This is a genomic window from Rahnella sp. 2050, from assembly GCF_040544515.1.
In the GTDB taxonomy this organism is placed as follows: Bacteria; Pseudomonadota; Gammaproteobacteria; order Enterobacterales; family Enterobacteriaceae; genus Rahnella; species Rahnella aceris.
In genome coordinates this window covers 1,100,057-1,119,503 of sequence record NZ_JBEPKE010000002.1, presented here as the reverse complement: position 1 = coordinate 1,119,503, position 19,447 = coordinate 1,100,057, and the positions used below count along the sequence as shown (strand labels likewise).

At 54.0% G+C, this 19,447-nt stretch carries 16 protein-coding genes; 6 read left to right on the top strand and 10 right to left on the bottom strand.

Annotated features, from left to right (window positions below; genetic code table 11):
• The first annotated feature begins 539 nt into the window (after positions 1-539).
• Both ABIC79_RS12420 and ABIC79_RS12415 read left to right on the top strand, forming a co-directional pair.
• The gene (locus ABIC79_RS12420) at positions 540-1,823 is read left to right on the top strand and encodes a citrate synthase (protein ID WP_013576444.1); all 1,284 of its coding nucleotides are present in this window, start codon (positions 540-542) and stop codon (positions 1,821-1,823) included.
• 421 nt (positions 1,824-2,244) lie between these two features.
• Positions 2,245-5,061: an autotransporter family protein gene (locus tag ABIC79_RS12415; protein ID WP_354567261.1), complete on the top strand. Its 2,817-nt coding sequence runs from the start codon at positions 2,245-2,247 to the stop codon at positions 5,059-5,061.
• Between the two features lie 51 nt (positions 5,062-5,112).
• Here ABIC79_RS12415 and nei read toward each other — a convergent pair whose 3' ends face one another.
• Genes nei through pxpB form a run of 5 tightly spaced genes read right to left on the bottom strand, consistent with a single transcriptional unit; the run spans position 5,113 to position 8,900 of the window.
• Positions 5,113-5,907, bottom strand: coding sequence for an endonuclease VIII (nei, locus tag ABIC79_RS12410; protein WP_037037099.1), 795 nt, complete (start codon positions 5,905-5,907; stop codon positions 5,113-5,115).
• Positions 5,907-6,557, bottom strand: coding sequence for a pyroglutamyl-peptidase I (gene pcp / locus ABIC79_RS12405; protein WP_013576447.1), 651 nt, complete (start codon positions 6,555-6,557; stop codon positions 5,907-5,909). Before pcp ends, nei begins: the two co-directional genes overlap by 1 nt.
• 27 nt (positions 6,558-6,584) lie before the next feature.
• Complete coding sequence (pxpA, locus tag ABIC79_RS12400; protein WP_013576448.1) at positions 6,585-7,322, bottom strand: 5-oxoprolinase subunit PxpA; 738 nt, start codon at positions 7,320-7,322, stop codon at positions 6,585-6,587.
• Positions 7,312-8,241 (bottom strand): 5-oxoprolinase subunit PxpC, encoded by a 930-nt coding sequence (pxpC, locus tag ABIC79_RS12395; RefSeq protein ID WP_112151670.1) that lies wholly within the window; start codon positions 8,239-8,241, stop codon positions 7,312-7,314. The genes pxpA and pxpC overlap by 11 nt, the downstream gene beginning before the upstream one ends.
• Positions 8,235-8,900, bottom strand: a complete 666-nt coding sequence (gene pxpB / locus ABIC79_RS12390; protein WP_166860555.1) for a 5-oxoprolinase subunit PxpB — start codon at positions 8,898-8,900, stop codon at positions 8,235-8,237. Before pxpB ends, pxpC begins: the two co-directional genes overlap by 7 nt.
• A 275-nt stretch (positions 8,901-9,175) precedes the next feature.
• On the opposite strand from pxpB, the gene ABIC79_RS12385 reads away from it, so the two are divergent.
• Positions 9,176-10,561, top strand: a complete 1,386-nt coding sequence (locus tag ABIC79_RS12385) for an MFS transporter (protein ID WP_254309119.1) — start codon at positions 9,176-9,178, stop codon at positions 10,559-10,561.
• Here ABIC79_RS12385 and ABIC79_RS12380 read toward each other — a convergent pair.
• The 5 genes from ABIC79_RS12380 to ABIC79_RS12360 all read right to left on the bottom strand — a co-directional run bounded on the left by ABIC79_RS12380 (position 10,558) and on the right by ABIC79_RS12360 (position 15,138).
• Positions 10,558-11,301, bottom strand: coding sequence for a type 2 GTP cyclohydrolase I (locus ABIC79_RS12380; protein ID WP_013576452.1), 744 nt, complete (start codon positions 11,299-11,301; stop codon positions 10,558-10,560). The genes ABIC79_RS12385 and ABIC79_RS12380 overlap by 4 nt on opposite strands.
• 26 nt (positions 11,302-11,327) lie before the next feature.
• The gene (locus ABIC79_RS12375; RefSeq protein ID WP_166860557.1) at positions 11,328-12,311 is read right to left on the bottom strand and encodes an MBL fold metallo-hydrolase; all 984 of its coding nucleotides are present in this window, start codon (positions 12,309-12,311) and stop codon (positions 11,328-11,330) included.
• A 33-nt stretch (positions 12,312-12,344) separates the two neighbouring features.
• Complete coding sequence (gene phrB / locus ABIC79_RS12370) at positions 12,345-13,775, bottom strand: deoxyribodipyrimidine photo-lyase (RefSeq protein WP_166860558.1); 1,431 nt, start codon at positions 13,773-13,775, stop codon at positions 12,345-12,347.
• 21 nt (positions 13,776-13,796) lie between these two features.
• Positions 13,797-14,750 (bottom strand): YbgA family protein, encoded by a 954-nt coding sequence (locus ABIC79_RS12365; protein ID WP_166860561.1) that lies wholly within the window; start codon positions 14,748-14,750, stop codon positions 13,797-13,799.
• A 181-nt stretch (positions 14,751-14,931) separates the two neighbouring features.
• A complete protein-coding gene (locus ABIC79_RS12360; RefSeq protein WP_013576456.1) occupies positions 14,932-15,138 on the bottom strand; it encodes a YbfA family protein in 207 nt (68 codons plus the stop codon).
• Between the two features lie 409 nt (positions 15,139-15,547).
• On the opposite strand from ABIC79_RS12360, the gene ABIC79_RS12355 reads away from it, so the two are divergent.
• Genes ABIC79_RS12355 through kdpB form a run of 3 tightly spaced genes read left to right on the top strand, consistent with a single transcriptional unit; the run spans position 15,548 to position 19,436 of the window.
• Positions 15,548-15,637 carry a K(+)-transporting ATPase subunit F gene (locus ABIC79_RS12355; protein ID WP_071823630.1) on the top strand — a complete coding sequence of 30 codons (90 nt, stop codon included), beginning with the start codon at positions 15,548-15,550 and terminating at the stop codon, positions 15,635-15,637.
• Positions 15,638-17,326, top strand: coding sequence for a potassium-transporting ATPase subunit KdpA (gene kdpA / locus ABIC79_RS12350; protein WP_013576457.1), 1,689 nt, complete (start codon positions 15,638-15,640; stop codon positions 17,324-17,326). It abuts the gene before it with no gap.
• A 43-nt stretch (positions 17,327-17,369) separates the two neighbouring features.
• Positions 17,370-19,436: a potassium-transporting ATPase subunit KdpB gene (gene kdpB / locus ABIC79_RS12345; RefSeq protein ID WP_013576458.1), complete on the top strand. Its 2,067-nt coding sequence runs from the start codon at positions 17,370-17,372 to the stop codon at positions 19,434-19,436.
• Positions 19,437-19,447 lie beyond the last annotated feature (11 nt).

Below are 19,447 nucleotides of genomic sequence, written 5' to 3'. Positions count from 1 at the left end.
GGTTGATCACATTCCTATTACAATTGCCCTACAAATGCTTTATTCACATTTCTCCGAAACAGTGAGTTAGCTCCCATTTTTCACAAAAGACACGAAATAAATTATCCAGTTTGACATTTGATCAACATTTCCATTACAAATGAACTATCCCTATAGGACTGTGATTCTGCGCACATACCGGCTTCGCCTTCACGCACCAAAATGGTGAAAGTTTCTGAAGAATCAGTGGATCACACAATCGCAATGCAGGGTCTTCCCTGACGGCTCAAGTTATGCAAAAGTGGTGATTGTGTAAATCCTCATACTCTTCACAGGTACTGAGCGACAGAACAGTAATGATTTACCGAATCGTTAACAACGATGAAACGCCGCTTGTTTGTCACAGAGCAGTCTGAGACTGCACTTCGACTCAGCTCTACGTTCCCTTCCCATTCGATCGCAGAGCTAAGGCTGACAATAATAATGACCTTACAAGGCGTCGCTTCCAGGCATTTCTGTTGTTACTGATTTTTAAAAATAAGGCGCTAAGGAGACTGTAAATGGCTGATAAGAAAGCGACACTTACCCTACAAGGTCACGACCCGATTGAACTAAACGTGCTGTCCGGCACACTGGGCCAGGATGAAGTGGATATCCGCACCCTCGGTTCTAAAGGTCTTTTCACTTATGACCCCGGTTTCACCTCTACTGCATCCTGCGAGTCCAAAATCACCTATATCGACGGTGACGAAGGCGTTCTGCTGCACCGTGGTTTCCCGATTGACCAGCTGGCACAGGAGTCCACTTTCCTTGAAGTGAGCTATTTGCTGCTGAACGGCGAAGTGCCGACTCAGAAACAGTACGATGAATTCAAAACCAATGTCACCCGTCACACCATGGTGCATGAGCAAATCACCCGTCTGTTCCACGGCTTCCGTCGCGACTCTCACCCGATGGCTGTGCTGTGTGGCGTCACCGGCGCACTGGCCGCCTTTTATCACGACTCCATCGACGTAGAAAACGAACGTCACCGTGAAATCGCGGCTTACCGTCTGCTGTCTAAAATGCCGACCGTCGCTGCCATGTGTTACAAATATTCTATCGGCCAGCCGTTTGTATATCCGCGCAACGACCTGTCCTATGCAGGTAACTTCCTGCACATGATGTTCGCCACCCCATGTGAAGAATACAAAGTGAATCCAATTCTGGAACGCGCGATGGATCGTATTCTGATCCTGCACGCTGACCATGAGCAAAACGCCTCCACGTCCACCGTGCGTACCGCCGGTTCTTCTGGCGCTAACCCGTTCGCCTGTATTGCTGCCGGTATCGCGTCCTTGTGGGGACCGGCTCACGGCGGCGCGAACGAAGCTGCACTGAAAATGCTGGAAGAAATCAGCAGCGTTGATCACATCCCTGAATTTGTGAAACGTGCAAAAGACAAGAATGATTCTTTCCGCCTGATGGGCTTTGGTCACCGTGTTTACAAAAACTACGACCCGCGCGCAACCGTGATGCGTGAAACCTGTCATGAAGTGCTGAAAGAGTTGGATCTGAAAGACAACCTGCTGGAAGTAGCGATGGAGCTTGAACATATCGCACTGAACGACCCGTACTTCATCGAGAAGAAACTGTACCCGAACGTCGATTTCTACTCCGGCATCATCCTGAAAGCCATGGGTATTCCCTCTTCCATGTTCACCGTGATCTTCGCGATGGCGCGTACTGTTGGCTGGATTGCTCACTGGAGCGAAATGCATCAGGAAGGTATCAAAATTGCCCGTCCTCGCCAGCTTTATACCGGCTATGACAAACGCGATTTCCATTCTCAGCTGAAAAAATAATTCCCTCCTGTCCTAATATACAAGGCCGATGAATAATTCATTGGCCTTTTTATTTATTCAACCCAAAGAGACCTTAATTATATATTAAGCATAAATTAACGATTCAATATATCAGTACCAATATTTGACGCTTATCCTTCCGTGATATACCATCCCCCCGAAATTCATCTGACAATAAACTCATAGTCATCAACAATATGATTCATTGCAATCCGCCAATTAAAAAAGCGTATTAATGAAACATGTAAGATAAACACGCCATTATTAAAACAAAGGACATTTTGACATGGAAGAATATCGGGAACACCCGCATTCATTTAAAAAAACATTATTATCGAGCGCCATCTTTAGTCTTTTATTACCGTCATCTATTGCACTTGCAACAACCACATTTTCAACGGGCATAACCCCTGCTGATGCCTTGAGTTTCGCTACGACGGGTACGGGCGATCACGCTTACACCATCACCGGCGCGGGTACAGAAGTTATTGTTGATGGTGAAATCACTATTCCCGGAATACCTTCGCCAGTGCCCGTTCAATCCGTGGTTTCCACGACCGGCAGCGAAGCTTATGCATTCAATATTATTAGCGGAGGTAAGTTAATCCTTAATTATGCTGATGTCAGCACAACAGATTCCAGCAAAACATTTAACATTATTACTGGCGCATCAGCCGAAATTAATAATACCGACATCCGTACGGGTAAAGATGACAGCAGTGTTATTTATGTCTCAGATGTCGGTTCAACATTAACAGGTAATGATATACGTATCACCAGTGATGCCGCTCAGGCACAGGGAATTAATATCCAGTCGGGTGCATCGGTGAACCTGAGTAATGTAAACATAGAATTAACTAACGCAAAACATGCGCTCACCGTTTCTGACGCCTCATTGAGCATTGAAAATCTCACGGTTAAACAAAACTCTGCAGGTTCCCAAAATGTCATTTATGCGTCAGGTTCCAGCGATGCCAAAAGAACTACCGTTGACATAATAAACGGCAACGTCGAAATGACCGGCACTGACGATATCATGGTGAATAGCAACGCCTATAGCGATGTGACGTTGACAGGCGGGACCTACACCACGACAGGCAATAATAACATCGGTTTTTTTGCCAGTCAGGGCGCAACGCTAACGGCCAAAAATATAGTGCTCAAGACCGAAGGTACCCGTTCAGCCGCTGCTTTAGCCACAGGCTCCGGGGCTATGGCACTTGATACCGCTGAGATCACCACAACCGGTACGGGAAGTAATCTGCTGGTTGCGATGAATGATTCTACCCTTGATGCCAATGCGGTTACGGGGATTTCTACCGGCGAAGGGGCTTCCGCTGTCCGTTCCTACGCCAACAGCCAGATGACCATCAGCAACAGCGAGTTATCGGCCTCCGGTGCATTCGCAAATGGCATCTATACGCAGGGTTTTGATGCAGATCATCAGGCTATCGTGACGCTGGGTAACAGCCTTGTCAGCAGCGCCACCAGTGAGGGAATACTGGCTGCAGGTGCCAATACCCGGATTAACGTGAACAACCGGTCAACCGTGCAAAGCGGAAACGGTATTCTGCTGAGAGCCGGAAGTTTCACAGATACTGATACGGGCGTTACCGCGCAAAGTCAGGTGAATTTATCTGCCAGTAATTCTTATATGGAAGGCGATATCATTGCCGATACCGGCAGTGTTGTGGATGTCTATCTTAACAGCGGCTCTGAATGGCAAGGCATCACCGCCAGTACCAACAGCATTAATATCGACGATTCCAGCCGGTGGACGCTGACCGGTGATTCCACGATTTCGCAGATGAACTCCGGTGGCACCACGTTCTTCACACATAACGGTAATGAATACTCTGAACTTACCGTGAACAGCAATATGACCGGCGACGGCACATACCGTATCAATACCTATCTGGATGACAGCAACTCGCCGACAGACAAGATCCACGTAACGGGCGACATTACCGGTCAAAATACCTTGTTTGTCACCAGCACAGGCGGCAACGGTAACTATACACAGGGCAACGGGATTGAAGTGGTTACCGTGGATGGAACCAATACACAGGGAACCAATGCCTTCACGCTGGGGAATTCTGTCTCAGCGGGTGCGTTCAACTACGGGCTGCGTAAAGGTGATATCACCACCGGTGAGGGTGAAAACTGGTATCTGAGCACCTGCGCTAATTATGATTGTTCAACGCCGATCCCTGCCCCTACGCCTGATCCAACGCCTGATCCAACGCCAGATGATAATCCGGACGCGAATCCGGACGCCAATCCGGATGTGAACCCAACTCCGACGCCATCCGACGACATCCAGCCATGGCGTGAGGAAGTGCCGGGATATATCGCGGCACCGGCGCTGAATATGCAGTATGGCTTTGATGCGATTGGCACTTATCACCAGCGTACCGGCGGTGATGTGCTGCATAAAGACGGCGCATGGGGTCGGATTGTCGGTACTCACACCGAGAATGACGCAGGCCGTTACAGCTATGATACCGATACCTGGTATGCGCAGTTGGGTATGGATCTGATATGGGATAAAAACGAAGAAAACACCGAACGCAGTGCCGGTATTCTCGTGACACTCGGACGTCAGAATACCGACGCGGAAGACAGCCTTCGCAGCAATAACCCGATATATTCCGTACAAGCTGGCAGTGTAGACAGCGACATCTATAGCCTCAGCGGTTACTACACGCTAAAAGCGCAGGATGGCGGCTACATTGACGCGGTGGGTATGGGCAGCTGGTATAAAAACAGCTATGACAGCACGCATGATGCCGATCAGGACGGTTATGGCGTCGCGTTATCAGTAGAAGCCGGCAAACCCTTTACACTGCATGAAAATCTGAAAATTGAACCTCAGGCGCAGGTGATTTATCAGTATCTGAATCTGGAAGATTTCAACGATGGCATCAGCAATGTCTCCGGCGTATCAACCAGTAATGCGCAGGCACGCGGCGGTGTGCGGTTGTTCATGGATAATCCAACCTGGACGCCTTATCTGACGCTGGATGCCGTCACGACTATTGGCGATGAACCCGAAGTACAATTCGCGACTCAACGGCTTAAAGCGGAATTCAGCGACAGCTGGTGGCAGACTGGCGCAGGGCTGGCGGGCAAACTCAGTGAAAATACCACGATTTATACAGACGTCCGCTACCAGAAAGGATTTGATTCAGATCTGGAAGGTTACAGCGGTAATCTGGGTATCAAAGTGAATTTCTGATTCTGAAAACACTGAGCAAGGGCACTCCGGTGCCCTTTTCTTTTTTATCTTTCAGACCTGGCACACCGGACACCAGAAGAATGGTCGCGATGACACACTGGTTTTCATGATCGGATCGCCGCAACGTTCACATGGCTGGCCTGTGCGGCCAAATACCTTAAAACGGAACAGCGCGCCGTGATGCACATTTTCATCCATCGTACCTCGCGTGGCGTACGACAACCGCGCAACAGACAAACAGGCATCGGCCAGCGCATCCCGTTCCGTGTCATTCAGCTCTTTCGGTTTATGATCCGGCAGCAGTTTCGCCAGCCAGAGAATTTCCGCCCGCAGATAATTCCCCAACCCGGCCAGAAAAGCCTGATCCAGCAACATTCCGCCTAACTGCCGGTTGCAGAATTTAGGTGAAAGTAACCGTTCACGTACCTGTGCGACCGTCAGTCGCTCATCCAGCACGTCGGGGCCGATACGTTGCAGGAACGGATGCTTTTCGATTTCCGCCGTATCGTAAATACTGATTTCGGACGCGCTGTAGAGCAAAATCGCCGCTTCGGTGGTTTCCAGCTTTACCCGCAGCGAGCGTTTGGTTTCTTTCGCCACTTCACCGGCATTGACCACCCGCCAGACGCCGTAAAGCTGATTGTGGCTGTACAACGTCAGTCCGTTGGAAAAGTGCGTCAGCAGGGCTTTCCCCCGCGTTTCAATCGACGTGATTCTGGTTCCACGCAGCGCTGACTGATAAGGTTTCAGCGCAGGAAACGCAAACCAGACATCCGTCAGAGGCTTATTCACTACCGCCGTAGCCAGCACATCGGCCGCACGGCGAATTTCAGGACCTTCAGGCATCAGTGAGTCGCACCCCCGGCAATTTTCAAATCTTGTTCCGTGTGCAGCGCGATGGCGATCGTCAGCTCAAGGGCGTTCAGAACAGTATGTACTGACATACTTGGCGCCCCCGGATGATGCGCGGCCTGTTCAGGCAGATAAGGAATATGGATAAAACCGCCCTTCACCACCTTACAGGCAGGCTGCGCCAGACGATGCATCAGGCCGTACATCACGTGGTTACAAACGTAGGTACCGGCGGTTTGCGACACCGATGCCGGGATTCCCGACTCGCGCAATCCGTTGACAATTGTCTTGATCGGCAGAGTGGAAAAATACGCCGCCGGGCCGTCGCTGACAATCACCTCATCCACCGGCTGATTGCCGTCGTTATCGGCAATACGCGCGTCATCGACGTTGATCGCCACGCGTTCGATGCTGAAATCATTGCGGCCACCGGCCTGTCCGACGCAGATCACCATTTCCGGCAGCACTTCATCGATCGCCGCATTCAGCGCATCAATGGCTTTGCCGAACACGCACGGCAACTGACGAACCACAATCTGCGCGCCCGACAATTCCAGGTCGCCCAGTTGCTTTACTACTTCCCATGATGGATTAACGCGCTCGCCGCCAAAAGGCTCAAAACCGGTGACTAAAACTTTACGCATAGAGGTACTCCTCAGATTTTGCAAAAATCAGCCTGCGCTGATCTGAATATCCTGTTCAGCAAACGCGTGCCTCAACCGGCGGGCAAACGTCAGCGCGTGCTCACCATCACCATGCAGACAGACAGTCTCCGCATTAACGGGCACCCAGACACCTTCGCGGCTGAGCACTTTTTGTTGCTGTATCATCGACAATGTCTGATCCAACGCCAGTTCGTCGCTTTCGATCATCGCATCCGGCTGAGTGCGCGGCACCAGTGATCCGTTGTTCTGATAACGCCGGTCAGCGAACACTTCCTGACGGGTTTGCAGGCCAAGGCGTTCGCCAGCACGAATTAATTCGCTGCCCGCCAGCCCGACCAGACGCAATGCCGGATCCACCGCATGTACCGCTCGGGCGATGGCATCCGCCAGCACGGCGTCGGTTGCTGCCTGGTTGTACAACATGCCGTGCGGCTTTACATGCACCATATGTCCGCCCTCCGCACGGGTGATGGCAGCCAGCGCACCCAGCTGATACACCACCTGCGCATACACGGTTTCGGCAGGGAGTTGCATGGCGGTGCGGCCAAAATTTTCCCGATCAGGGAAACTCGGGTGCGCGCCAATCGCCACACCGTATTTCAGCGCCCGGCGCACGGATTGCTGCATGGTCTGCGCGTCACCGGCATGAAATCCGCAGGCGATATTGGCTGAACTGACGAGCTGCAACAGCGCCTCGTCATTCCCACAGCCTTCGCCTAAATCGGCGTTAAGATCAACAACCATGCAGCCCCCGTTTAATCTGTTCGATAAAGAGTGATTGCTCACGTAAGGCCTTCTGCGCGTCTTCCGGTGTGCATTTGACGAAATGAATCGGTTCGCCCAGGCGGATTTGCGCCAGATTATACAAATCCGCCTCAATAACACAGGCAATACGCGGATAGCCGCCAGTGGTCTGAGCATCGGCCATCAGAACAATCGGCTGGCCACCATGTGGCACCTGCACAACGCCCGGCAATAAGCCGTGCGACAGCATTTCACGGTCAGTTTCGCGTTTCAGGGTATGCCCGTGCAGACGGTATCCCATACGGTTACTTTGCGGGCTGAGCTGCCAGGCGGCGCGCCAGAATTCATCGCGCGACTTCTCGCTGAATTCCTGATACTCCGGCCCCGGCAATGCACGAATGCGGTTGCCAAACAGCAGTTGTTTAATGCCACCGGTTTTTTGCGGTTGCCGGAACGAATCACCGATGGGCAACATATCGCCATCCTGCAACGGACGCCCGTGGAAACCGCCGAATTTGGCTTTCAGATCGGTACTGCGTGATCCCATAACTTCCGGCACATCAATGCCGCCGGAAACTGCCAGATAGCTGCGCATGCCGCGGGTGGGCATTTTCAGAGTCAGCACCTGCCCCGGTTTCACTTCGTAACACCAGCCGGTCCACACCTCTTTACCATCAAGTTGTGCGTGACAACCGGCGCCGGTCAGCGCGATCCAGCCTTCGCGGTGAAACCCGGCACTGAACTGACCGAGGGTAATTTCCAGCGCAGCCGCATTTTCGTCATTGCCAACCAGCAGATTGGCAGACCGCAGCGCCGGGGCATCCAGCGCGCCGGACTGACTGACGCCCTGCTGGCGGTAACCATTGCGGCCTAAATCCTGCACCGTGGACAACATCCCGGCGCGTAAAACCTTCAGCATACGCCCTCCTTCTGTGGCACAAAACGCACGCTGTCGCCCGGCAGCAATAATGTCGGCTGTTCCCGCAGCGGATCAAACATCGCGATGAGCGACTGGCCGATCAGTTGCCAGCCCCCCGGGGTCTCAAGAGGATAAATACCTGTCTGACTGCCGCCAATGCCAACCGAACCCGCAGGCACTGACAGGCGCGGTTCGCCGTGACGTGGCGTGGCAAGTGTCGCAGGCATGCCGCCCAGATAAGGGAAACCTGGCTGGAAACCGAGAAAATAGACGATGTAATCAGCACCTGCATGACATTCGACGACCTGCCGCGGCGTCATGCCGGTATGACGCGCCACGTTGTCCAAATCCGGCCCCTGCGCCTTCCCGTAAATCACCGGAATTTCGATCAGCCGCGATTCAGGCTCGATGGCTTCGCTTTCTTCCCACCAGTTTTGCAGACGCTCAATGGCATCCAGCGCCGAACTTTGCGCCTCGGAGAGTAATACCGTCAGATTATTCATGCCGGGAATGACTTCACGCACGCCCGGATACGCGGCGCGATCCTGTAAACGTTGCGTCAGCCCCCAGATCCGTTGCTGGCTTACCAGTGATACCGGGGGTTCAAGTTCCAGCACTACCGCGCGTTCGCCCAGCAGGTAACATCGTGCTCGTTGCACTCAGGCACTCCTTAAAGAAGGGTTGTGGATCATTGGGTTATTCATCGAATCAATAGCGTGAGATTTGTTATCAGTTATGCGTGAAACAGAGTGCTGATGTCAACTCATCTGCCTCTTTGCGCAGGCGACGGAGGTTTCGCCCGCCGCCTGCAACTGCTACTCTCAGAAACGTTGCTGTTTTTTAGCGTTTGGATAACGCCTTCGTTACACAATAGGGATGGCCTGTGAGAAAACCATTAGCACTCTTTTTTCCGCTCTACACCACGACATTACTGATGTTACTGGGTTCCGGCCTGCTGACGACTTACATTTCCCTGCGTCTTTCCGCGATTCATGTCAGCGGCGCGATGATCGGGGCGATCATCGCAGCCAACTACATCGGGCTGGTGATCGGCGGCAAAGTCGGCCATATCCTGATCGCCCGCGTCGGCCATATTCGTGCCTACGTTTCCTGCTCCGGCATTATCACCGCCGCCGTGCTGGGCCATGGCCTGACTGACATCATCCCGGTCTGGGTGGTGCTGCGCCTGATCATCGGCTTATGCATGATGGTGCAATATATGGTGCTGGAAAGCTGGCTCAACGATCAGGCCGAAGCCAGTCAGCGCGGCGTGGTTTTCGGCTTTTATATGGTGGCGTCTTATCTCGGGATGGCGCTTGGTCAGGTCGTACTGATGCTCAACAGCGATTTAGGCGTCAGTACGCTTATCGTTATTGCCTTGTGTTTTGCCCTGTGCCTGGTGCCGATTGCGCTGACTACACGCACCAACGTCGGCCATATGTCGCCAGCGCCGATGGAACTGAAATTCTTTATTGGTGCTATCCCCAAAGTGCTGGCTATCACGTTGCTGATTGGCATGGTCGTCGGTTCGTTCTACGGGCTGGCGCCGATTTACACCAGCCAGCAATCGCTGAGCACACAACAAACCGGTCTGTTTATGGCGCTGGCGATTTTCGCCGGGCTGCTGGCACAGTTCCCGCTCAGCTGGCTTTCCGACCGCTATAACCGCAACATGCTGATGCGCATAAACGCCATCCTGCTGGCCGTTACCGCCCTGCCGCTGGCGTTGTTCAGCCACATCTCATTCCCGCTGTTGCTCGCCATTGGTTTTGTCGTCAGCCTGATGCAGTTCACGTTGTACCCGCTGATCGTCGCACTCGCCAATGACATGATCGAACCGGAGCGTCGCGTCTCGCTTTCAGCCTGTCTGCTGATGGCTTTTGGCGTCGGCGCCTGTATCGGCCCGCTGGCGGTAGGCGCGCTGATCGAACCGCTGGGTGGCAATATCCTGTATGCGTTTTTTGCCCTGTGCGGTGCCGGGATTGTGGCACTGAGCCGGACGTCGAAAAAGGAAGAAGAAACACAGATGGCGGTCGATGCACCGGTTCCGCACATCGCCATGCCGGACAGCCTGAGCAGTTCCCCGCTCTCGCCTGCGCTAAACCCGGCGTTTGACGAACAGATGATTCAGGAAACCATGCCCGCACCGGAAAACGTGGTGGAACCGCAGGTTGAGGAAAGCGAAGCCGCAGAGGAAGAAGAAGAGGAAAGCAAGTATCCACCGCAGGGCGCAGACCCCGAAGTGGATACCGGATTACAGCGGGCGTTTACCCTGCTGGAAGACAACGTTTCTGAAGAGACGGTCGAAAAGAAAAATTAGGCAGGATTGTCGATGTCGATGAACATGACGTCTAACCCGTGTTCCGCTGCCAGCCATTCGCCCAGCGCTTTCACGCCATAACGTTCGGTGGCGTGATGGCCTGCGGCAAAGAAATGCAGGCCCATTTCACGGGCAATATGAATGGTTTGTTCAGACACTTCGCCGCTGATAAAGGCATCGACGCCAAATTCTGCGGCTTTCTGAATGTAGCCCTGACCGCCACCGGAACACCATGCCACGCGACGGATTTCGGCAGGTGCATTCTGTGAACTGTGCAGCACGTTGCGATCCAGCGTCACTTCAATGCGCTGGCGGAATGCTTCACCGGTCAGTGGTTTTTCCAGCTCGCCCCACGGCAACAGCAGGGCAATTTCCCCCTGCACGTCGATACCGAACAGTTTCGCCAGTTGCGCGTTATTCCCCAGCTCCGGATGGCCGTCCAGCGGCAGATGGTAGGCGTACATATTGGTATCCGTTGCCAGCAACGTCTTAAGACGGTTACGCTTCATGCCGCGGATTTCAGCCGGTTCGTCTTTCCAGAAATAACCGTGATGCACCAGAACCGCATCAGCTTCGACAGCAATCGCGGCATCCAGCAGATCCTGCGACGCCGTCACGCCGGTCACCACGCGCTGCACTTCACGACGCCCTTCAACCTGCAATCCGTTCGGTGCGTAATCTTTGTAATTGCTGATATCCAGTTTCTGATTAATCAGCTTTTCAAGCTGGAGATTATTCATGGCGTTTCTCGTTATTAATGGATGGTCTACTTGATCTCTAATTTATCACCCTGCGCCATCCTGACAAAATTCACGCCCAGATTATTCCCTTTTTCCAGCTGCGCCATGATCGCCTGTTCAGGATCTGCCCCGGCTTTCAGGCTGGGTTTAACGTGGCTGATAATCACCGTCAGGCCTTTCAGCGAACCTTCGCCACCGGCGTATTGTTGCAGCGTTCCCAGCTCTTTCAGCAGCCAGTGCGGCGTCAGATGCCCAAACAGTTTGCTGTCGGGTACGCCATCGGGATACGACGTTTCGATAATCAGCCCTTTCAGCCGTTGTGCTTTCACTTCATCGCCCAGCACGCGCCACACGGTATCGAGATTTTTTGATTTCTCGACTTCATCCGGGCCGGTGTCGCCGAAGAAGGCAAAAGACTGATTATTGCGGCTGACCAGGATCATGCTGGATGGCGTACCGCCGTGACTCAGAGGATAAATAATGCCGTCCAGACCGGTCAGCCCGAGAGAAAATCTCTGTGCCGGACGCTGCTGGTTGAGGCGATAGGTGCCGATACGTAAACCACTGCCGGAGTCGGTAAAGTTCGGCCAGACGCGACCATTGAAATAATGCTGACGCAGCGTGCCAATGGTATCGGCCATGCCGTAAATCGGTTTTTTGCTGTCTTCCGGCGAGCTGATAATCAACCCTGCAAGATGGTCGAGATGACCGTGACTGATAAAGTATCCGCCAATCAGGTTACGGAAAACCGCGCCCTGCGGGGTCAGCGGTGCGGCATTTTCGGCGGTGACCTGCGGAAAACTGCCTTTCTCCAGCGCCTTGCGGATGCCCGGTAAAACAGAACCGGCATCCAGTCCGAGATAGAGTTTTTGATCGTCACTTCGGATCAGATAGGAGGTGAGGTTACCTTCTTCGACGCCGCCGTTCACGCCGAGCGCCACAACATCAAATCCCGCATTGGCCTGGCCCGCCCAGCATGCCAGCATCATCGCCAGCAGGTATTTTTTCATCACATCGCTCCTTGTCGTGGTGAGAGAGTAAAGTCAGTCTGACCGGTTTTTTGCCGCCTCAAACGCCGCGAGCGTGTCTTTTCTCGCCTGCGCGTGATCAATAACCGGCAGCGGGTAGTCTAGCACGCGATGATGTTTTTCCGCCCAGCGATGCGGTTGATGAATGTCTCTTTCCGGCACATCCGCGAGTTCAGGCACCCAGGCTTTGATAAAGCGTCCGGCTTTATCAAAACGTTCGCCCTGTGTCGTCGGATTGAAAATACGAAAATACGGCGCGGCGTCAGTACCCGTCGAAGCACCCCACTGCCAGCCGCCGTTGTTGGCGGCCAGATCACCATCCAGAAGTTGCGACATGAAATAGCGTTCGCCTTCACGCCAGTTGATCAGTAAATCCTTCACCAGAAAACTGGCGACAATCATACGCAGACGGTTATGCATCCAGCCAGTCGCATTCAGCTGACGCATAGCCGCATCTACAATCGGATAACCGGTTTTCCCGTCTTTCCACGCCTGCAAATCATCGGGCGCATGACGCCAGCGCACGTTGTCAGTCCATGCAACGAACGGCTGATGTTTGCAAAGTTTCGGCCAGGCGACGATCAGATGGCGGTAAAACTCGCGCCACACCAGCTCATTCAGCCAGCCGAACGCGCCGCCGTCGGTTTTCTCCAGCACGTCCGGGCATTCGGCGCGCAGACGGTTCAGACACTGGCGCGGCGAAAGCACGCCAATGGCCAGATACGGCGAAAGCGAACTGGTGCCGTCGGCCGCCGGTAAATCACGTTGTTCGAGGTAATCCTGCACCTGTTCACGACAAAAACTTCGCAGCCGGTTACGCGCGGCTTCCTCGCCAATCGCAAAATGATCGCCGATATCCGCCAGCGGATAATCGAACGGCATCAGCCGGTGTGTCACCACTTTTTCAGCATTTTCTCGCGCCTGTGGCGCAGGCAGCGAACGGCTGTCAGATTCGGTCAGGCGGGATAAAAACGCGCGGCGAAAAGGCGTATAAACCTTGTACATTTCATTATTGCCGGTCATTACCGAACCCGGCGGCAGCAGCAGACTGTCGTCAAAAGCGTGGCAGATGACCGATTCACTGACCGCGTTCTCCAGCGCCGCATCACGCTGACGCTCGTTGAACTCATACTGTTTATTGTAAAACAGCGCATCCACTTTTTCGGTTTTGCAGAAATCTTTCAGCCACGCCACGCTGTCGGCAAAATCATCACACTGGTGGTAATGCAGACCGATGCCACGCTCAGCCAGCGCATGCTGTAACGCCTGAAGATGTTGATAAATAAACATCGCCTGCCGCGGTGCCATTTCATGTTGTTTCCACTGTTCGGGCGTGGCAACAAATACGGCAATAACACGCGCCTGCGGGTCTTCACAGGCGGCATGCAACGCGCGATTGTCGGTTATCCGCAGGTCATTACGGAACCAGACTAAATGCGTGGTCATATTTTCCCTTTTATATCCGTATTAATGTCCGTATCGAAGTTTTAAAGCTTCCGGATAAGGCTCGAAATAACGCTGGTCAGCCAGATAGGCATCCGGGTATTCCGACATGTAATGTTTGAGCAAGGTGATCGGCGCCAGCAACGGCTGCATGCCCTGGCGATAGCGGTCGATCAGGCCCGCAAGTTCCTGACGCTGCGGCGAACTCAGCTGTTTGCGGAAATACCCCTGCACATGCATCAGCACGTTGGTGTGATTGCGGCGCGTGGCTTTGTGGAGCAACAGGTTCATCAGCCGTAACCGGTATTCAGTGAAGTAGTCCTCAAGGGAATCCCACTCTGCCATCGCAGCCACAAAGCGCCCCAGCTCACGATATTCCGGCTGAGAATGGGCCAGCAAAATGAGTTTATAACGGCTGTGAAATGCCATCAGTTTGCCGCGCGTCAGGCCACTTTCGCGAAGCTGGTTCAGTTCAAACAGCGCAAAAACGCGCTCAACAAAATTCTCCCGCAGCACCGGATCGTTTAACCGGCCATCTTCTTCCACCGGCAACCACGGATGCTGTTTCATCAGCTCGGCGGTATACATCCCGATACCGGCTTTTTTGGCATCTTTACCGTTAGCGCTGTACACCCGCACCCGCTCCATCCCGCAGCTCGGGGATTTTGCACAGACGATATAACCGCAAAGGCCGGTCAGCGGCGCCACGCGTTTTTCGGCGTAACTCTGCATCTTTTCGGTGACGTCGATGCACTCGTCATTGCTGAAACGCATCACGATACTGTCATCCATTTTCACCAGACGCAGCGCCGGACGCGGCGTCGGTAAGCCTATCGCCATTTCCGGGCAGATCGGCTCGAACCGCACATAAGGCGCCAGTTGCTCTACGGCAAACGCCAGACGTTTATGCCCGCCATCAAAGCGGACATTTTCACCCAGCAGGCATGCACTGATACCAATCGGAATTGTTTTCGTCATTGTCGGCGCCTTGTGTCCCAGAAAGGAAAGTAAGAGGTGGCATTGATTCATCACCCTTATGTATAACTTTAGCACAAGTTATACATAAAAATAATATTGTACAAGTTTATCGACAGGCAATAAAAAACCCCGCGGGGAACGGGGTTTCTGGCTCCTCCCCTTCGCAGGGGAGAGAGCTAAATCAGTAAAAGTCTTGGGTCGCCATCTCGGCATGACTCAGCCATACCGGCTTATCGCTGGTTTTCATCCAGACACGGTGTAAATAGCTGTAAAAACGGGCGCGGTCAGCGCGGAACAGCATGACCGGCAGGGCCAGAACACCGGCAGCGATAACAAAAGCGCGGCGGGCCAGTATGCGGGTCATTGTGTATGGCGTGTAATCATTCATCGCGTTGCTCCTGTGCAATTTGGAAAGTTTTCGGAAACTGTAAGTTGTGAAAAATATACTGCAATTGATGAAATTTTACTACTCATCTGACCACTTTAAAGTGTAAATTTTCGCCAATTTTGGCCTGTTGCTGTAATTGAGTTACAAAATGGTTAAATAAATACGTAACCCAGGTTAACCACCAATTCCTAAGTCATTGGAGTAACAGCAAGGCAGCAGGCGAAAGCATCCCGATGAGCGGACTCAGGTCAGTGATTCGGGTTAGTGAGCGCAGGTAACGCCGCTGTGGCTTTAAGGACGAAGGAATTTTTATACTTTTTTTACACGCAGGAACGCTTTCTTTTCAGGATCTTTTCCCGCCTTTCCTTATTCTCGCCACAACATAAAAACACACCTGTGGAGGTGGATTGTGAGTGTTGGCGTAATCTGCGGCGCATTACTGGTTCTTCTGCTGCTCGGCTATCTGGTTTATGCCCTGCTGAATGCGGAGGATTTTTAAATGGCTGCAACCGGATTCTTACTGATTGCCAGTTTTATGCTGGTGCTTTTGCTGCTGGCAAAACCACTGGGTAACTTTATTGCTCAACTGATTGAAGGACAGCCCGGCGCATTTATTCAGCGCATAGAAAACGGTGTTTTACGCACGTCTGGCAGCAGCAATGCTGAAATGAACTGGTGGCAGTATGCACTGGCGATCATGGTATTTAACATTCTGGGCATTATCGTGCTGATGGCGCTGCTGATGGCGCAAGGCGTATTGCCGATGAACCCGCAGCATTTCGGCGGATTGTCATGGGATCTGGCCTTTAATACCGCAGTGAGTTTCGTGACCAATACCAACTGGCAGGCTTACAGCGGCGAAAGCACGTTGAGCTATCTCAGCCAGATGGTCGGGCTGACTGTGCAAAACTTCCTCTCCGCAGCGACCGGTATCGCCGTGGCGTTTGCCCTGATCCGCGCCTTTGCACGCCCTTCAGCACACACCATCGGCAATGCCTGGACGGATTTATGGCGCATCACACTGTATCTGCTGCTGCCGGTGGCTTTCCTGCTGGCACTGTTTTTCGTCAGTCAGGGTGTACTGCAAAACTTCGAAGCGTACCAGCACATCACCACACTGGAAGGCCTGCAACAGACCTTACCTATGGGGCCGGTGGCTTCGCAGGAAGCGATCAAAATGCTCGGCACCAACGGCGGTGGCTTCTTTGGTGCTAACTCTGCCCATCCGTTTGAGAACCCGACCGCACTGACCAACATGGTGCAGATGCTGGCGATCTTCATTATCCCTTGTGCCTTGTGCTTCGCTTTTGGCCGCGTGGTCGGCGATAACCGTCAGGGGCACGCGCTGGTCTGGGCGATGTCGGTGATTTTCGTGGTGTCGGTCGTGGTAGTGATGTACGCCGAGCTTAAAGGCAATCCGCACTTCATAGCACTTGGTGCCAGCAGCAATTTTAATATGGAAGGTAAGGAAAGCCGCTTCGGCATTCTGGCCTCCAGCCTGTACGCCGTCGTCACTACGGCGGCCTCGTGCGGTGCGGTCAACGCCATGCACGATTCCTTTACGGCACTCGGCGGTATGGTGCCGATGTGGCTGATGCAGATTGGCGAAGTGGTGTTCGGCGGCGTGGGTTCCGGTCTGTACGGCATGCTGCTGTTTGTACTGCTGACGGTGTTTATCGCCGGGCTGATGATTGGCCGTACACCGGAATATCTCGGTAAGAAAATCGACGTTTACGATATGAAGATGACCGCGCTGGCAATCCTGGTGACACCGACGCTGGTGCTGCTCGGCACGGCACTGGCGCTGGTCACCGACGCCGGTCGCGCAGGCATTTTAAACCCCGGCGCGCACGGATTCAGTGAAGTGCTGTATGCGGTGTCTTCCGCCGCCAATAACAACGGCAGTGCGTTTGCCGGGCTGAGCGTCAATACGCCGTTCTACAACCTGTTGCTGGCAGCCTGTATGTTCTTCGGCCGCTTCGGCGTCATCATTCCGGTGCTGGCGATTGCCGGTTCTCTGGTGATGAAAAAACGCCAGCAGGCAGGCAACGGCACGTTGCCGACATCCGGCCCGCTGTTCATCGGTCTGCTGGTCGGTACCGTGTTGTTAGTCGGTGCACTGACCTTTATTCCGGCGCTGGCGCTGGGACCGGTGGCAGAACATTTGCAGGTCTGGTCAGCACAGTAATGCTGCGTAACTCGTTGAACTGATGAATATAGAGACTAAAAAGATGAGTCGTAAACAACGTGCGTTATTTGAACCCCGTCTGATCCGCACTGCCCTGCTGGATTCGGTGAAAAAACTGGATCCCCGTGTTCAGTGGCGCAATCCGGTGATGTTCGTGGTGTATCTGGGCAGCATTCTGACCACACTGATCTGGCTGGCAATTCTGCTGCACCGGACCGACGGCAGCGCGGCTTTTACCGGCAGCGTGTCGCTGTGGCTGTGGTTTACCGTGCTGTTCGCCAACTTCGCCGAAGCACTGGCGGAAGGCCGCAGCAAGGCGCAGGCGCAGAGCCTGAAAGGCGTGCAGAAAACCAGTTGGGCGAAAAAAATCTACGAACCACGCCCTGAATCGCCGGTGATTAAAGTCGCCGCCGATACCCTGCGCAAAGGCGATTACGTGCTGATCGAAGCAGGCGATACCGTGCCATGCGACGGTGAAGTGCTGATCGGCGGTGCGTCGGTGGATGAAAGCGCCATTACCGGTGAATCTGCGCCGGTCATCCGCGAATCCGGCGGCGACTTCTCCTCGGTCACCGGCGGGACGCGCGTCTTGTCAGACTGGCTGGTGGTCGAATGTTCGGCGAACCCTGGCGATACCTTCCTCGACCGTATGATTGCGATGGTCGAAGGTGCGAAACGCCGCAAAACGCCAAACGAAGTGGCGCTGACGATTTTGCTGGTCGCGCTGACGCTGGTGTTCGTGCTGGCTACCGCCACGCTGTATCCGTTCTCGCTGTTCAGCGTTGACGCCAGTCACGCCGGTATTCCGGTGACTGTCACCGTGCTGGTCGCCCTGCTGGTGTGTCTGATCCCGACCACCATCGGCGGTTTGCTGTCGGCGATTGGCGTGGCGGGTATGAGCCGCATGCTGGAAGCGAACGTCATCGCCACCAGCGGCCGTGCGGTGGAAGCCGCCGGTGACGTGGATGTGCTGCTGCTGGATAAAACCGGCACCATCACGCTCGGTAACCGCCAGGCATCGCAGTTCCTGCCCGCGCCGCAGGTGACGGAACAGGAACTGGCCGATGCCGCGCAGTTATCCTCTCTGGCTGATGAAACGCCGGAAGGCCGCAGTATTGTGGTGCTGGCGAAGCAGCGCTTTAACCTGCGTGAACGCGATATTCATTCGCTGAATGCAACCTTCGTGCCCTTCTCCGCGCAAACCCGCATGAGCGGCGTCAACGTCGGTGACCGCAGCATCCGTAAAGGGGCGGTTGACGCTATCCGTCGCCATGTGGAATCCAACGGCGGTACCTTCCCGAAAGCCGTCGAGGGGCTGGTGGAAACCGTGGCGCGTAAAGGCGGCACGCCGCTGGTGGTCGCTGAAGGCGCGAAAGTGCTGGGCGTGGTTGAGCTGAAAGATATTGTCAAAGGCGGTATCAAGGAACGCTTTGCCGAGCTGCGCAAAATGGGCATTAAAACGGTGATGATCACCGGGGATAACCGCCTGACCGCCGCCGCGATTGCCGCCGAAGCGGGCGTGGATGATTTTCTGGCGGAAGCCACACCGGAAGCCAAACTGGCATTGATTCGTCAGTATCAGTCAGAAGGTCGTCTGGTGGCGATGACCGGCGACGGTACCAACGATGCGCCGGCGCTGGCACAGGCCGATGTCGCGGTGGCGATGAACTCCGGGACGCAGGCAGCGAAGGAAGCCGGGAACATGGTCGATCTCGACTCCAACCCGACCAAGCTGATTGAAGTGGTGCATATCGGTAAACAAATGCTGATGACACGCGGCTCGCTGACCACCTTCAGTATTGCCAACGACGTGGCGAAGTATTTCGCCATTATCCCGGCGGCGTTCGCGGCAACCTATCCGCAACTCAATGCGCTGAACGTCATGCACCTGACGTCGCCGTCTTCGGCCATTATGTCGGCGGTCATTTTCAACGCCCTGGTGATTGTGTTCCTGATCCCGCTGGCGCTGAAAGGGGTGAGCTATAAAGCCATGAGTGCCGCCGCCCTGTTGCGCCGTAACCTGTGGATTTATGGTGCGGGCGGGCTGCTGGTGCCGTTTGTGGGTATCAAGCTGATAGACGTGATCCTGACCGTTTTACATCTGAGCTGATTTTTAAGGAA

Excerpts from the sequence above, each read along its gene's own strand:
- ABIC79_RS12420 (WP_013576444.1), top strand. The coding sequence starts at position 540 with ATGGCTGATAAGAAAGCGACACTTACCCTACAAGGTCACGACCCGATT.
- nei (WP_037037099.1), bottom strand. The coding sequence starts at position 5,907 with ATGCCTGAAGGTCCTGAAATTCGCCGTGCGGCCGATGTGCTGGCTACG.
- pcp (WP_013576447.1), bottom strand. The coding sequence starts at position 6,557 with ATGCGTAAAGTTTTAGTCACCGGTTTTGAGCCTTTTGGCGGCGAGCGC.
- pxpA (WP_013576448.1), bottom strand. The coding sequence starts at position 7,322 with ATGGTTGTTGATCTTAACGCCGATTTAGGCGAAGGCTGTGGGAATGAC.
- pxpC (WP_112151670.1), bottom strand. The coding sequence starts at position 8,241 with ATGCTGAAGGTTTTACGCGCCGGGATGTTGTCCACGGTGCAGGATTTA.
- ABIC79_RS12385 (WP_254309119.1), top strand. The coding sequence starts at position 9,176 with ATGTTACTGGGTTCCGGCCTGCTGACGACTTACATTTCCCTGCGTCTT.
- ABIC79_RS12380 (WP_013576452.1), bottom strand. The coding sequence starts at position 11,301 with ATGAATAATCTCCAGCTTGAAAAGCTGATTAATCAGAAACTGGATATC.
- ABIC79_RS12375 (WP_166860557.1), bottom strand. The coding sequence starts at position 12,311 with ATGAAAAAATACCTGCTGGCGATGATGCTGGCATGCTGGGCGGGCCAG.
- phrB (WP_166860558.1), bottom strand. The coding sequence starts at position 13,775 with ATGACCACGCATTTAGTCTGGTTCCGTAATGACCTGCGGATAACCGAC.
- ABIC79_RS12365 (WP_166860561.1), bottom strand. The coding sequence starts at position 14,750 with ATGACGAAAACAATTCCGATTGGTATCAGTGCATGCCTGCTGGGTGAA.
- ABIC79_RS12360 (WP_013576456.1), bottom strand. The coding sequence starts at position 15,138 with ATGAATGATTACACGCCATACACAATGACCCGCATACTGGCCCGCCGC.
- kdpA (WP_013576457.1), top strand. The coding sequence starts at position 15,638 with ATGGCTGCAACCGGATTCTTACTGATTGCCAGTTTTATGCTGGTGCTT.
- kdpB (WP_013576458.1), top strand. The coding sequence starts at position 17,370 with ATGAGTCGTAAACAACGTGCGTTATTTGAACCCCGTCTGATCCGCACT.